The sequence below is a fragment of the Microbacterium sp. genome (genome assembly GCF_047606685.1).
Classification (GTDB): domain Bacteria; phylum Actinomycetota; class Actinomycetes; order Actinomycetales; family Microbacteriaceae; genus Microbacterium.
Genome location: NZ_JASGEC010000012.1, coordinates 19,715 through 33,177, shown reverse-complemented (window position 1 = coordinate 33,177; position 13,463 = coordinate 19,715). Strand labels below are relative to the sequence as shown.

The following is a 13,463-nucleotide window of genomic DNA, read 5'->3' as shown; positions in this document are numbered from 1 at the left end:
CGCGGCCGGCGGCGACGGCCGCGCGCAGCTCGTCCAGCGCGGCGTCGCCGCCGGCGATGAGCTCTTCGAGGGTGCGCGCGCCGTCGGGAACGAGGTCTGTGACGAAGATCGCATCCTCGCCGTCGACCACCGCCAGCCGGGGGGCATCGCCTGCGGGGCTCACGTGGGCGAAGCGCATGCTCCCACGCTACCTGCCGCGCGCCCGCCGCGCGTTTCGCGTCGCGCTATCGGAATCCGCAGTCGCGCCTGCGGCTCGCGCGCGCGAACGCGGGTTTCTGCCGCGCGAGGCGAACCGGCAGGGCCACGCCGCGCGCCCTAGGCTTTCCGCATGAGCTTTCCGTCGCCGCTGTCGCAGCCGCCGCACGGCGCGCCCGCGCTGATCCCGCCGCCCGCCGCGAGCCCCGCCCCGCTGCCGGTCGAGCCGCGCCGGGGCCACGTCTGGGCGATCTGGGTCGTCGGGCTGCTCATCGTGCTCCTGGTCGGCCTCGTCGGCTACTTCCTCACCTTCATCGGGCCGTCGGCATCCCTCGTCGGCATGGTGCTCGCCCTGCTCCCGCTGGCCGGCGTGCTGTTCGCGGTGCGCCTCGTCGACCGGTGGGAGCCCGAGCCGCGCAGCCTCGTCGTGCTCGCGCTCGCGTGGGGCGCGGTCGCCGCCGTCGCGATCGCGCTGCTCGTCGACCTCGCCCTGACCGTCGTGCTGCGGCCCGAGCCGTCGGCCGCGCAGGACTTCTTCTCGGGCGTGGTGCAGGCGCCGGTCGTCGAGGAGGTCGCGAAGGGTCTCGGCATCCTGCTCGTCTTCGCCTTCGCGCGCCGATCCTTCGACGGCCCGATCGACGGCGTCGTGTACGGCGCGCTCGTCGGGGCCGGCTTCGCGTTCACCGAGAACATCCAGTACTTCGCCGTCTCGTTCATCGAGGGCGGGGTCGAGCAGACCTCGATGACGTTCTTCGTCCGCGGCATCCTCTCTCCCTTCGCGCACGTGATGTTCACCAGCGTGACCGGCTTCGCGCTCGGACTCGCGGCTCGCCGCGGCGCGACGCCCCGGGCGGCGCTCGGGCCGTGGGCTCTCGGGCTCGTCGGCGCGATCGGGCTGCACGCGCTGTGGAACGGCTCGGCCACCGTCGGCGACTTCTTCGGGCTCTACGCGACCCTGCAGGTGCCGTTGTTCGCGGGCTTCATCCTGGGCGTGCTCGCGCTGCGCCGCGAGGAGGAGCGCCTCACGCGCGCCCGGCTCGGCGAGTATGCGGTCGAGGGCTGGTTCACCCCTCAAGAGGTTGACATGCTCGCGACGCGCGCGGGGCGGAGGGCCGGCCTCGCGTGGGCACGATCGCTGCGCGGGGATCGGACGGCGCTGATGGAGGGATTCATCCGGGATGCGACCGAGCTCGCCATGACACGGCAGCGGGCCCTCACCGGGCGTGATCCGGACGCGGCGCGCGTCGAGCGCGTGCACCTGGAGCGCGCCGCCGCGGCGCGCGCCGCGCTGTTTGCCCCGTAGCCGCCGCAAGACTCAGCGCCCGGTGCCGCGGCGATGCCGGCGTGTCTCCCGAGCGCTGAGTTGGTCTGAGTCCTAGAGTGCCAAAGCCTTCGCGGGGCGTCAAGAGGCGGTTTCGCCGGCTTTGACCCCGCGGCGGGCGTCGGGTTGGATGGAGGGATGACTGACCGCACCAAGCCCGAGATCGACGCCCCCGAGGGCCCGGCGCCCGCAGACCTCGTCATCCGCGACGTCATCGTCGGCGACGGCGCCGAGGCAGCACCCGGCGACAACGTCACGGTCCACTACCTCGGCGTCGATTACGACTCCGGCGAGGAGTTCGACTCGTCGTGGAGCCGCGGGGAGTCGATCCAGTTCCCGCTGCGCGGCCTCATCCAGGGCTGGCAGGACGGCATCCCGGGCATGAAGGTCGGCGGCCGTCGCGAGCTCGTCATCCCGCCGCACTTGGCCTACGGCCCGGCGGGCGGCCACTTCCTGGGCGGCAAGACGCTCGTCTTCGTCATCGACTTGCTCGCCGTCGGCTGACTGCCCCGGCCCGCAGCCGGTCCTGTGCGAGCAGGATTCCGAGGAAGACCACGAGCGCGCCGACCGGCTCGTTCCAGGCCACGGACTCCCCGAGCACAACGACGCCCAGCACCACGCCCACCACGGGGGTGATGTAGGTGACCGTCGATGCCCGCGTCGGCCCCCACGCGCGCACGGTGTTCTGGTTCCAGACGTAGGCGATGCCGGTGCCGAGGCAGCCGACCGCGACCAGGCTCGCCACGATCGGCGCATCGAGCCGCACCGGCTCGAGCACGAGCACGGGTGTCAGCACGGCCATGATGACCCCCGCCATCCCGACGTATCCGAACGTGAAGGCGACCGCCGTCATCCCGGTGCTCGACGCGAACCGGCGCATGTACGACAGGCTCACGCCGTAGCTCGCCGTCGCGCCGAGAAGCGCCAGTTGCGCGACGAGGCTGTCGCCGGCGTCGAGACCTCGCCACGGCGCGATGATCACGACGACTCCGGCGATGCCGACAAGGACGCCGGCGACTTGGACCGCCTTCAGCTGCTCGACGCGGAACACGAGCGACGCCATGATCGCCGTCATGATGGGCGTTGTCGCGTTGAAGATGCTCGCGACTCCCGAGCTGACGTGCTGCTGCGCCCACGCGAAGAGCAGGAACGGGATGACGCAGAAGGTCGTGCCCAGCACGGCCAAATGCCCCCACACGCGCAGGCTCCGCGACAGGCGCTCGCGCCGGATCAGCACGAGCGCGCCGAGGGTGAGCGCGCCGAGGACGATGCGCGTCCACGCCACCTGGGCGGGGGAGAGGCCGCCCAGCGAGACCTTCATGAACAGGAAGCTCGACCCCCACACGATGCCCGCGAGAACGAACTGCGCAGCGACAGACGCCGGCGACGACGCGGCCACGTCGGAGGGCGCGGACATCGGTCGGGCTCGGGGCACGCAGTCGACTGTATCCTCGGCGCCCGAGGCGGCCGCCGGATCTGGCGCCCGACGTCCGATATCCGCCGACAGGCGGCAGGACGGCTACGGCTCGGGATGCTCCGCGTCGTAGTCGCGGAAGCGCGGATTGAGCCGCACGAGCATCGCCACCAGCGCCACGACGACGACGCCGCCCAGCAGCGGCGGGAACCAGAGCGTGGTGAGCGTCGCCAGCGTGCCGGCGTACAGCGCGCCGACGCGCGGACCGCCGGCCACGACGACGATGAAGATCCCCTGCAGCCGTCCGCGCACCGCATCGGGAACGGCCGCCTGCATCATCGTGGTGCGGTAGATCGCGCTCACGTTGTCGGCCGCGCCGGCCACGGCCAGCGTGATCGCCGCGAGCCCGATGAGGACGAGATTCGGGTGGTCGGCGTCCACCCGCCCGGGCGCGAGCCAGCCGAGCTGTGCTGCCACGAGCACCACGCCGAACAGCAGCGTCGCGACCCCGAACACCTGGATCGACCGCTCGATCCCCACCCCGTGCCGGCGCACGCGCCCGATCGGCCCGGAGAACAGGCTGCACAGCAGCGCTCCGGCCGCGATCGCCGCGGTGAGCACGCCGGTGGTGATGGCCCCGCCGCCCAGGAGCACGGCGCCGATCGCGGGGAACAGGGCGAGCGGGTGGCCGAAGGTCATCGCGATGATGTCGAGGAGGTACTGCAGGCGGATGTTCGGAGCCTGCCGCAGGAAGCGGATGCCGTCGCGCAGCGACTCCAGCCCGGGGCGCACGAGCTCGCCCTCGGGCGTGATGCTCGGCAGCGTCCACAGGCCGAGGAACAGCGTGGTCATCAGCAGCACGTCGATGGAGTAGGTCCACGCGTAGCCGGCGACCGCCACGAGCACGCCCGCCAGGGCGGGCCCGGCCATCACCATGATGCCCACCGTGGCTCCGTTCAGCGCCGCGGCGGCCGGCAGCAGCTCGCGCGGGAGCAGCCGCGGCGTGATCGACATCTTGGCTGCGAGCACGATGGAGTTGGCCGCCGAGTTCACCACGCTCAGCGCGTACAGCCACCACACCGTCTCCAGGTGCGCCCACGCGAGGACGGCCAGCAGCAGGGTGGATGCGAAGGTGATGGATGCCGCCAGCAGCGCGACGATGCGACGGTCGAACGCGTCGGCCAGCATCCCGCCGTACAGGCCCGCGATGATCATCGGCGCAAGTCCTGCCACGGCGATCATCGAGACCGCGAACGTGTCGTGCGTGAGGTCGTACACGTGCAGCATGACCGCGACGATCGTGAGCTGGCCGCCGAGGCCGGAAACGGTGGAGCCGGTCCACAGCCGCGCCCACGCCGGGCTGGCCCGGAACGGCCGCAGGTCGATGAAGTGGTCGCGCCTCAGGCGTGGCATCATCCGTCGGCTCGGTCCGTGGGGTGCACCCGTCGAGGCTACCGGCATCCCGCCACGGTCTGCGGGACTGGTAGACTCGTGAGGTTGCCGTCGAACGGCCGCGGATGAAGAGAGCTCGCGCAGAAGGCGTCGGGCACCGCGCAACAAGCAGGAAAGAGGACACCAGTGGCACTGGATGCAGACGTCAAGAAGGCGATCATTGAAGAGTACGCGACGCACCCCGGTGACACGGGTTCCCCCGAGGTGCAGGTCGCAATGCTGACGCAGCGCATCAAGGACCTGACCGAGCATCTCAAGGAGCACAAGCACGACCACCACTCGCGTCGTGGGCTGTTCCTGCTCGTCGGCCAGCGCCGTCGTCTGCTCGGCTACCTCCAGGACATCGACATCGAGCGCTACCGCTCGCTGATCGAGCGCCTGGGCCTGCGGCGCTGACCCAGCCCCGCCGCCGCGAACGCTGAGACTCCATAGGGTCGCCGAGACCATGGGCGGCAACCGCGGTCTCGGCGGTCAGGTGGAGTCTCAGCGGAGAAGCGTGACGCGTAGGCTCGGGTCGTGCCCGACCGACGGTTGCTGACGATCGACCCGTCTGCTTGGCGGGCCGTGCACGCGGCCCTGCGCGACCGGCTCGACGGCGACGGGCCGGCGGTGTTTCCCGCCGACGCCCCCGACGCGCCCCCCACCGTGGATGCCGGCGTCGCCCTGGTCGTGCAGACGTCCGGCTCCACCGCTCGCCCCAAGCGCGTCGCGCTGAGCGAGGCCGCGCTGCGCGCGAGCGCCGCGGCGACCGAGGCCGCGCTCGGAGGTGCGGGCCAGTGGATGCTGTGCCTGCCGCCCGCGTACGTCGCCGGCGCGCAAGTGCTCGTCCGGTCGGTCCTGGCCGGGACCGAACCGGTCGAAGGCCCGCTCGGCCGGTTCGATCCGGCGGTGTTCGCCGCCGCGGCGGAATCGCTCGGCAACGCGCGCCGGTACACCGCCCTCGTGCCCGCGCAACTCGCGCGCCTCGTCGAGGCCGAGCCCGGCGTGCGCGCGGCCGCGGCGAGCTTCGACGCCATCCTCGTCGGCGGCCAGTTCCTGCCGCAGCCCCTCGCCGATCGGGCGCGGGAGCTGGGATGGCGCATCGTCCGCACGTACGGCTCGTCGGAGACGGCGACCGGGTGCGTGTACGACGGCTATCCGATCGGCGACACGCGGCTGCGCGTCGTCGACGGCGTGCTCGAGGTCAGCGGATCGACTCTCGCCGACGGGTACCTGGGCGATCCGACGGCCACTGCCGCCGCGTTCCGCCTCGACGACGGGGTGCGTTGGTACCGCACCGACGACCGCGCCGAGCTCGACCCTGACGGTCGCCTGCGTGTGCTCGGGCGGGCCGACAACGTGCTCGTCTCCGGTGGCGTCAACGTCTCGCTCGACCGCGTCGAGGCGGTCGTCCGCTCCCTGCCCGGCTTTGCCGACGCCGTCGTCGTGCGCGCGCCGTCGGCGCGATGGGGAGAGGAGCCCGTGGTCGTCGTGGCGGGGGCGGATGCCGCATCCCTTCTCCTCAGCGAAGTGCGCGCGCGCGTGGGAGACGCGCTTGGCGCCGCAGCCCGCCCCGCGGCAATCTTCGCCATGCCCGAGCTGCCCCTCCTGGCAACCGGCAAGCCCGACCGGCGTGCGCTCGCCGATCTCGTTGCCGGCACGGCGGAGACCTGAGCGGGCCGCCCGGCGTCACACGGCGGCGGCGCGCTCGGCGACGAGGTCGGCGTGCCAGATCGCGGCGACGTCGGGGTGCGCGCGCAGCCGAGACTTCAGCACGTTCTCGCCGTACACCGCGTGGATCGGATTGGCCGGATCCTGGGTGATGCCGTGCGCGTGGGCGGCGAGCTCGGCGGGCAGCTCGATGATCGGCAGCCGCGCGTCCAGGGCCGGGTTGAAGAAGAACGGCACCGAAATGCGGTCGTCCGGGTACGTCGGCGACACGACTCGGTGGTTGGTTGCCGTCAGATAGCCCTGTGTGGCGTACTCCAGCAGCTCGCCGATGTTCACGACGAACGCGCCGGGCACCGGGGGGGCGTCGACCCAGCGGCCGTCGCGCTCGACCTGGAGGCCGCCCTTGCCCGGCTCCACCCACAGCAGCGTCAGCACGCCGGGGTCTTTGTGGATGCCGACGCCCTGCGCGGGCGTCGGGTCCTCTTTGCCGGGGTAGCGGACGATCTTCAGCAGCGAGGACGGCTCGCCGAAGTGCTCGTCGAAGTAGGCCTCCGGGGCGCCGAGCGCGAGCGCCCACGCGCGCAGCAGCTTTCGCGCCACGCCGGAGAGGTGTTCCTGCCACTCGGTGACGGTCTCGCGCAGTTCGGGCAGCGCGTCGGGCCACTGGTTGGGGCCGATGAGCCGGAAGTAGTCGGCGGCGTCCGGGTCGGTGACCGCGGCCTCCTCCGGGCCGATGTCGATCTGCTCGCGCCAGTCGACCTTGCCTTGCGTGCGCTCGCCGCCGATGCGCGTGTAGCCGCGGAAGTGCGGACTCTTCACATTCTCGATCGCGAGCTTATCGGCCTCGGGCAGCGCGAAGAACTCCCGCGCGACGCGGTGCAGCCGCGCCTCCAGCTCGGGCGTGACCCCCGTGCCGGTGAGGTAGAAGAAGCCGACGTCGTGCGTGGCCGCGCGCAACTCGCCACAGAACCGACCGGCCGCCTCGGGGCCCTCGTCGAGGAGGGAGAGGTCGAGCACGGGCAGGTTCAACATGGCGGGATCGTGTGCGGACATGGGTACGACGGTAGAGGGATGCGGCGGCTCGCGCACGTTTATTGCGGACCGTTACTCGTGAGGCTAGGCTTACTGAGGTTCGCCTTACCTGAAGTGCCAGGACTGCAACGGTGCAGGGAGAACCCGAATACTCCCATCGTCAGAACCGAGACTCCACCGTGTTCGCAACTTTCCTGATCGGCCTGCGCGAAGGCCTCGAGGCGGCGCTGGTCGTCGGCATCCTGACCGCGTATCTCGCGCGCGTGGGCCGTCGCGACGTGCTCCCGCGGCTGTGGGCGGGCGTGTTCGGGGCGATCGTGCTCGCGCTCGGAATCGGCGCGATCATGACGTTCGGCGCCTACACGCTCACCTTCGAGGCGCAAGAGCTGATCGGCGGTCTGCTGTCGCTGCTCGCCGTCGCGATGGTGACGTGGATGGTCTTTTGGATGCAGCGCACCTCGCGCGGCATGAAGCGCAGTCTCGAGGGCGAGCTCGACCGCACCCTGCACCAGGGCAGGCTGTGGGGGATCGTTGTCATCGGGTTCGTCTCCGTTGCCCGCGAGGGCATCGAGACGACGCTGCTGCTGTGGTCGATGGTGCGCTCGTTCGGCGACGCGCCGCTGGCGCTGGGCGGCGCGCTGCTCGGGCTCGCCGCCGCCGTGCTGCTGGGCTGGCTGATCTCGCGCGGCATGGTGCGGCTGAACCTCAGCACGTTCTTCACGTGGACCGGGGGCTTCCTCGTGGTCGTCGCCGCCGGAGTGCTCGCCTACTCGATCCACGACCTGCAGGAGGCCGGCGCCCTCCCCGGCCCGTTCGGCGCCCTCGCGCCGATCGACGCGGCGGGGGTCGTGGCGACCGGCTGGGCCGGGTTCCCGTTCGGCTGGGCTTTCGACGTGTCCGCCGTCATCGTCCCCGGCGGCCCGCTGCACGCCCTCCTGCAGGCCACGATCGGCCTCATGCCGCAGATGACGTGGCTGCAGGTCGTCGCGTGGGCCGTGTACCTCGCCGTCGTCGGCGGCCTCTACTTCCGCGGCGTGCGCCGCCAGCGGGCCGCCGCATCCACCCCTCCCTCGTCCCACGAATCCGCACAGCCTGCCACCGGGCCCACACCGCAAGGAGCACTATGACCCGTTTCCGCACCACCGGCGCCCTCGCCGCCACCGCCGTGACGGCGTTCGCCCTCGCGGGCTGCGTCGCCAACACGCCGACCAGCACCGACGACGCCCTCGCCGTCACCTCCACCGACAGCGCGTGCGACGTGTCGGCGGCCACCGCCGCCAGCGGCACGCTCGCGTTCGATGTGACCAACTCGGGGTCGCAGGTCACCGAGTTCTACCTGCTCGCCAGCGACGGCCTGCGCATTGTGGGCGAGGTCGAGAACATCGCGCCGGGCGCGTCGCGCACGCTGACGGTCCTGGCCCAGCCCGGCGACTACTTCACGCTCTGCAAGCCGGGCATGATCGGCGAGGGAGTCGGCCGGGCCGGGTTCTCGGTCACCGGGGAGAAGGTCGCCGTCACCGGGGCGGACGCCGAGCAGATGCAGCAGGCCGTCGACCTGTACGCCGCGTTCGTCAAGGACCAGGTGGAGAACCTGCTGCCGGGCGTGCAGACCTTCGCCGAGGCGTACGCGTCTGGCGACGACGAGGCTGCGAAGGAGCAGTTCCCGAACGTGCGCGCGTACTACGAGCGCATCGAGCCGATCGCCGAGTCGCTCGGCGACCTCGACCCGAAGATCGACTTCCGCGAGGTCGACGCCGTCGCCGACGGCATCCCGTGGACCGGCTTCCACCGCATCGAGAAAGACCTGTGGGTGCCCGCCAAGGACGCCCTGAACGCGGATGGTACGACCCCGGCCTGGCAGGACTGGGAGCCGTCGACCACCGAGCAGCGCCAGGAGTTCGCTGACGACCTCGTCGCCAATGTGACTGAGCTGAACGACTACGTCCACAGCGAGGAGTTCACGACCGCGCTGAACGAGCAGGGCGTCGCCGGGCTCTCCAACGGCGCGATCGGCCTGCTCGACGAGGTCGCCACCGGCAAGATCACCGGCGAGGAGGACTGGTGGTCGGGCACCGACATGTGGGACTTCGCCGCCAACGTCGAGGGGTCGAAGATGGCCTTCTCGCTCGTGCGCGACTTCGCCGAGGCGAAGGGCGACGACGGCACCGCGCTCGTGGCCGAGATCGACAAGGGGTACGCCGACATCGAGGAGAAGCTGGCCACATACGGCAGTCTGGAAGAGGGCTTCGTGAACTACTCGGAGATCACCGACCAGGATCGCCGCGACCTCACGGACCTGATCAACGCGCTCGCCGAGCCGCTGTCGAAGCTGACGACCACCATTCTGGAGTAGTGATGACCGACGGTTCCCAGGGCCTGAGCCGCCGCGGGCTGCTCGGGCTCCTGGGGGCCGGCGCCGGTGGCCTCGTCGTGGGCGGTGTGGGCGGCGCGGCGGTGGGCGCCTCGGTGGCGTCCGCGTCGGCGACCGCCACCGAGGACGGCGCGGTCCACCCGTTCTTCGGCGACCGGCAGTCGGGCATCACGACGCCCGTGCAGGACCACCTCCACTTCGCGTCGTACGACATGGCCGACGATGCGACGCGCGAGGACCTCGTCTCGCTGCTGCAGGACTGGTCCTACGCCGCGGCGCGGATGACGCAGGGGCTGGATGTCAGTGCCTCCGGTGCCGTCGGCGGCTCGCCGCAGGCGCCGCCCGACGACACCGGCGAGGCGCTGGGCCTTCCCGCCAGCAGCCTCACGGTCACGTTCGGGCTCGGCCCCACGCTGTTCGAGAAGGACGGCGCGGACCGGTTCGGCATCGCGGCGCAGCGCCCGGCGGCTCTCGTCGACCTGCCGCGGTTCGTGGGCGACGGCCTCGACCCGATGGAGACCGGCGGCGACTTGTGCATCCAGGCCTGCGCCGACGACCCCCAGGTCGCCGTGCACGCGGTGCGCAACCTCAGCCGCATCGCGTTCGGGCGGGCCAAGATCCGCTGGTCGCAGCTGGGCTTCGGGCGCACCTCGAAGACCACGAGCGACCAGGTCACGCCGCGCAACCTGTTCGGGTTCAAGGACGGCACCGCGAACATCCTCGCCGACGACGAGGACGCGCTGCGCGAGCACGTGTGGGTGGCCGAAGGCGACGGCGCGGCCTGGCTCGCGGGCGGCTCGTACCTTGTCGCGCGCAAGATCGCGATGATCATCGAGCAGTGGGACCGCCAGCAGCTCGCCGAGCAGGGGCGCATCATCGGACGCGACAAGGCGGAGGGCGCCCCGTTGTCGGGCGGCGAGGAGTTCACGGCCCTCGACCTCGACAAGCGCGACGAGTCGGGAGAGCCGCTGATCGACGAGGCAGCGCACGTGCGGCTCGCGCATCCCACCGTCAACGGCGGCGTGCGCATCCTCCGCCGCGGCTACAACTACGTCAACGGCACCAGCGAGCTCGGCCGCCTCGACGCGGGCCTGTTCTTCCTGTCGTTCCAGCGTTCGCCCGAGCAGTTCGTGCGGCTGCAGCGATCGCTGTCGACCGACCTGCTCAGCGAGTACATCCGCCACGTCGGATCCGGCGTGTTCGCCGTTCCGCCCGGCGCCGCCGACGGCTCGTACGTCGGGGCCGGGCTGTTCGCCTGACGGGTAGCGTTGAACCGGGCTCGAAGCGCGCGGCCCGGGAATAACGTGACGATGCTCGCGTTGACGTATTCATACGCATACGAATGGATGCCGCGGGCATCCGAGAGCAGGGAGTGACGGTGGCAGGCGCCGCGACGTGGCCGGGGATGCAGTTCGGCATCTTCTCGGTGAGCGACATCACACAGGACCCCGTGACGGGCGACACGCCCAGCGAGGCGGAGCGCATCAGGGCGACCGCCACGATCGCGCGGCACGCCGAAGAGGTCGGGCTCGACGTGTTCGCGATCGGCGAGCACCACAACCCGCCGTTCTGGTCGTCGTCGCCGACGACATTCCTGGCCGCCGTCGCCGCGCAGACCGAGCGGATCATCGTCTCGACCGCGACGACCCTCATCACCACCAACGACCCCGTCAAGCTGGCCGAGGACTACGCGCTGCTCCAGCACGTGGCCGGCGGCCGCGCCGACCTCATGCTGGGCCGGGGCAACACCGGCCCCGTCTACCCGTGGTTCGGCCAAGACATCCGCCAGGGCCTGCCGCTGGCGATCGAGAACTACGCGCTGCTGCACCGGCTCTGGCGCGAGGACGTCGTGAACTGGGAGGGCGCGTTCCGCACGCCGCTGCAGGGTTTCACGTCGACGCCGCGGCCGCTCGACGACGTGCCGCCATTCGTGTGGCACGGGTCGATCCGCACCCCCGAGATCGCCGAGCAGGCCGCGTACTACGGCGACGGTTACTTCGCGAACAACATCTTCTGGCCGAAGGAGCACTACCAGCGGCTCGTGGCGTTGTACCGACAGCGCTTCGCCCACTACGGCCACGGCACGCCGGAGCAGGCGATCGTCGGCCTCGGCGGCCAGGTGTTCATGCGGGCCAGCTCGCAGGACGCCGTGCGCGAGTTCCGACCCTTCTTCGACAACGCGCCGGTGTACGGGCACGGCCCGTCGCTCGAGGACTTCACCGAGATGACGCCGCTCACCGTCGGATCGCCCCAGCAGGTCATCGACCGCTACGCCGCGATGCGTGACACGTTCGGCGACTACCAGCGCCAGCTGTTCCTCATCGACCACGCCGGGCTGCCGCTGAAGACGGTGCTCGAACAGCTCGACCTCCTCGGCGGCGAGGTCGTGCCCGTCCTGCGCCGCGAGCTCTCGCGGGGCCGACCGGCGGACGTGCCGGACGCGCCGACGCACGCGAGCCTCGTCGCGGCGAGGTACGGCGCGCAGGCGGCGCGCCAGCCGCGCCCCAACGCCAACCGCGGCGACAATCTGACGGTGGGGCTGCCGTACCACGACTCGGCGCCCGTGGGGGGAGACCGATGACCGCGCACCGCCGCATCGCCGTGGTGTCGGCGGGGCTGTCCACGCCGTCGTCGACGCGCATGCTCGCCGACCGACTCGCCGCGGCGACTGTGACGCAGCTCGCGGAGCGCGCGATCGTGGCCGAGGTCGATGCGTTCGAATTGCGCGACCACGCGCACGCCATCGTGGACAACCTGCTGACCGGGTTCGCGCCGCCCGCTCTCGAGTCGATGGTGAACGCGGTCGTCTCGGCCGACGCGGTCATCGCCGTCACGCCCGTCTTCTCGACCAGCTACTCCGGCCTGTTCAAGTCGTTCATCGACATCCTCGCCCCCGACTCGCTTGCTGGCCGCCCGGTGCTGCTCGGAGCGAACGGCGGCACCGCGCGCCACTCGCTCGCGATCGACTACGCCATCCGCCCGCTGTTCGCCTCCCTGCACGCCGACCCGGTCTCCACGGGCGTGTTCGCCGCGTCGGGCGACTGGGGCGGCGCGGCCGACGAGGCGGCGCCGCTTTCGGCGCGCGTCGAGAAGGGCGCGCGCGAGCTCGCCGACGCGATGGCGCGGCGCGGGCCCGCGGCATCCACCGATCCCTACGACCCGGAGACGTACCTGGGCGGCGGGCTCTCGTTCGACGAGCGCTTCCTCAACCCCGGCCCCTGAGCCCGGCGGCACCCACGTTTCGCCAGATCAGGGGATGCGGTGTGATCACACGTTTCTCCAGATCAGGAGATTTCGCGTGGTCAGGACGTTTCGCGCCGGATCGTCCTGAGTGCGCGAGATCAGGAGATTTCGGCAACAGCGGGAGCGCGGGCGCGCAGCCGACCCAGCGGTCAGCCGCTCTTGCGACGGAACTCGCGCTTGGTCATGGCGTCGTGCGTGCGGTGGATGGCTGACTCACCGTCAAGGTGCGCTTCGCCCTCACGGCGCCGGGCGTTCTTCTTGTCCAGCGCCTCCCGGAACTTCCGCTTCAGCTCGTCGGTCGGCTTGTCCTCGGCGCTCATGTGCTCAGCCTATTCGGCGAGCGGAGTCCGGGCGAGGCCGTGGCGCATTGTCAGAGCGGAGAGCAGGATGCCAGACCCACCCACCACGACGGCCGCAACCACCGGCCCCAGCAGTTCGACGGCGATGCCCGCGACGAGCGACCCGATCGCCACCGCGCCGACGGCGGCAAGCAGCAGCGGCCCGCGAACGTCGCGGTCGGCGAAGATCCTGCGCACGACCGGCCAGACGCCGTGGGCAACATCCGTGTCCTCGGTGGGCTCGGCCGAGCACCAGCGTCCGCCGCCGCGTTGTGATACACGCGCCGTGCGAGCAGACAGAAGGTTTTCAGCGGCCACTGGTAGGATCTATGAGGTTGCCCTGGTGGGCGACTGCTCACGGAGCGGGCTGGCAGCTAGCTGGTCTCCAGTGGTGGGCTCCTCGTCGCGCGTCGCGCCGGGTGGCCTTCTACCGGTGGCCAGCGCAGG

Annotated in this window: 14 protein-coding genes; 9 read left to right on the top strand and 5 right to left on the bottom strand. The window is 71.4% G+C overall.

The genetic code is table 11. From position 1 onward, the window contains the following. Window positions 1–328: 328 nt before the first annotated feature. Window positions 329–1,498 carry a PrsW family intramembrane metalloprotease gene (locus tag QM611_RS01535; RefSeq protein ID WP_415078141.1) on the top strand — a complete coding sequence of 390 codons (1,170 nt, stop codon included), beginning with the start codon at window positions 329–331 and terminating at the stop codon, window positions 1,496–1,498. A gap of 156 nt (window positions 1,499–1,654) precedes the next feature. Beyond that, the gene (locus tag QM611_RS01530) at window positions 1,655–2,020 is read left to right on the top strand and encodes an FKBP-type peptidyl-prolyl cis-trans isomerase (protein ID WP_415078140.1); all 366 of its coding nucleotides are present in this window, start codon (window positions 1,655–1,657) and stop codon (window positions 2,018–2,020) included. On the opposite strand, the gene QM611_RS01525 is transcribed toward QM611_RS01530, so the two are convergent. Both QM611_RS01525 and QM611_RS01520 read right to left on the bottom strand, forming a co-directional pair. Beyond that, window positions 1,995–2,933, bottom strand: a complete 939-nt coding sequence (locus QM611_RS01525; RefSeq protein ID WP_415078144.1) for a DMT family transporter — start codon at window positions 2,931–2,933, stop codon at window positions 1,995–1,997. The genes QM611_RS01530 and QM611_RS01525 overlap by 26 nt on opposite strands. Window positions 2,934–3,035: 102 nt before the next feature. Next, window positions 3,036–4,343, bottom strand: a complete 1,308-nt coding sequence (locus QM611_RS01520) for an MFS transporter (RefSeq protein ID WP_415078139.1) — start codon at window positions 4,341–4,343, stop codon at window positions 3,036–3,038. A gap of 165 nt (window positions 4,344–4,508) precedes the next feature. Here QM611_RS01520 and rpsO point away from each other — a divergent pair, with 165 nt between their 5' ends. Both rpsO and QM611_RS01510 read left to right on the top strand, forming a co-directional pair. Continuing rightward, on the top strand, window positions 4,509–4,778 hold the full coding sequence (gene rpsO / locus QM611_RS01515; RefSeq protein WP_029145701.1) for a 30S ribosomal protein S15: 270 nt from the start codon (window positions 4,509–4,511) through the stop codon (window positions 4,776–4,778). A 120-nt stretch (window positions 4,779–4,898) separates the two neighbouring features. Then, window positions 4,899–6,035, top strand: a complete 1,137-nt coding sequence (locus QM611_RS01510; protein WP_415078138.1) for an AMP-binding protein — start codon at window positions 4,899–4,901, stop codon at window positions 6,033–6,035. A 15-nt stretch (window positions 6,036–6,050) separates the two neighbouring features. Here the strand turns inward: QM611_RS01510 and QM611_RS01505 are convergent, their stop codons facing one another. Beyond that, window positions 6,051–7,085 carry an isopenicillin N synthase family dioxygenase gene (locus QM611_RS01505; protein WP_415078137.1) on the bottom strand — a complete coding sequence of 345 codons (1,035 nt, stop codon included), beginning with the start codon at window positions 7,083–7,085 and terminating at the stop codon, window positions 6,051–6,053. A gap of 158 nt (window positions 7,086–7,243) precedes the next feature. Here QM611_RS01505 and efeU point away from each other — a divergent pair, with 158 nt between their 5' ends. The 5 genes from efeU to QM611_RS01480 all read left to right on the top strand — a co-directional run bounded on the left by efeU (window position 7,244) and on the right by QM611_RS01480 (window position 12,657). After that, window positions 7,244–8,191, top strand: coding sequence for an iron uptake transporter permease EfeU (gene efeU, locus QM611_RS01500; protein WP_415078136.1), 948 nt, complete (start codon window positions 7,244–7,246; stop codon window positions 8,189–8,191). Continuing rightward, window positions 8,188–9,417, top strand: coding sequence for an iron uptake system protein EfeO (gene efeO, locus QM611_RS01495; RefSeq protein WP_415078135.1), 1,230 nt, complete (start codon window positions 8,188–8,190; stop codon window positions 9,415–9,417). Before efeU ends, efeO begins: the two co-directional genes overlap by 4 nt. Window positions 9,418–9,419: 2 nt before the next feature. Further along, window positions 9,420–10,694 carry an iron uptake transporter deferrochelatase/peroxidase subunit gene (gene efeB / locus QM611_RS01490; protein ID WP_415078134.1) on the top strand — a complete coding sequence of 425 codons (1,275 nt, stop codon included), beginning with the start codon at window positions 9,420–9,422 and terminating at the stop codon, window positions 10,692–10,694. A gap of 146 nt (window positions 10,695–10,840) precedes the next feature. Then, window positions 10,841–12,016, top strand: coding sequence for an LLM class flavin-dependent oxidoreductase (locus QM611_RS01485; RefSeq protein WP_415078143.1), 1,176 nt, complete (start codon window positions 10,841–10,843; stop codon window positions 12,014–12,016). Beyond that, on the top strand, window positions 12,013–12,657 hold the full coding sequence (locus tag QM611_RS01480; RefSeq protein ID WP_415078133.1) for a CE1759 family FMN reductase: 645 nt from the start codon (window positions 12,013–12,015) through the stop codon (window positions 12,655–12,657). The genes QM611_RS01485 and QM611_RS01480 overlap by 4 nt, the downstream gene beginning before the upstream one ends. Before the next feature lie 170 nt (window positions 12,658–12,827). On the opposite strand, the gene QM611_RS01475 is transcribed toward QM611_RS01480, so the two are convergent. Next, a complete protein-coding gene (locus QM611_RS01475; RefSeq protein ID WP_415078132.1) occupies window positions 12,828–12,998 on the bottom strand; it encodes a DUF5302 domain-containing protein in 171 nt (56 codons plus the stop codon). 9 nt (window positions 12,999–13,007) lie between these two features. Continuing rightward, window positions 13,008–13,334, bottom strand: a complete 327-nt coding sequence (locus QM611_RS01470) for a hypothetical protein (protein WP_415078131.1) — start codon at window positions 13,332–13,334, stop codon at window positions 13,008–13,010. Window positions 13,335–13,463 lie beyond the last annotated feature (129 nt).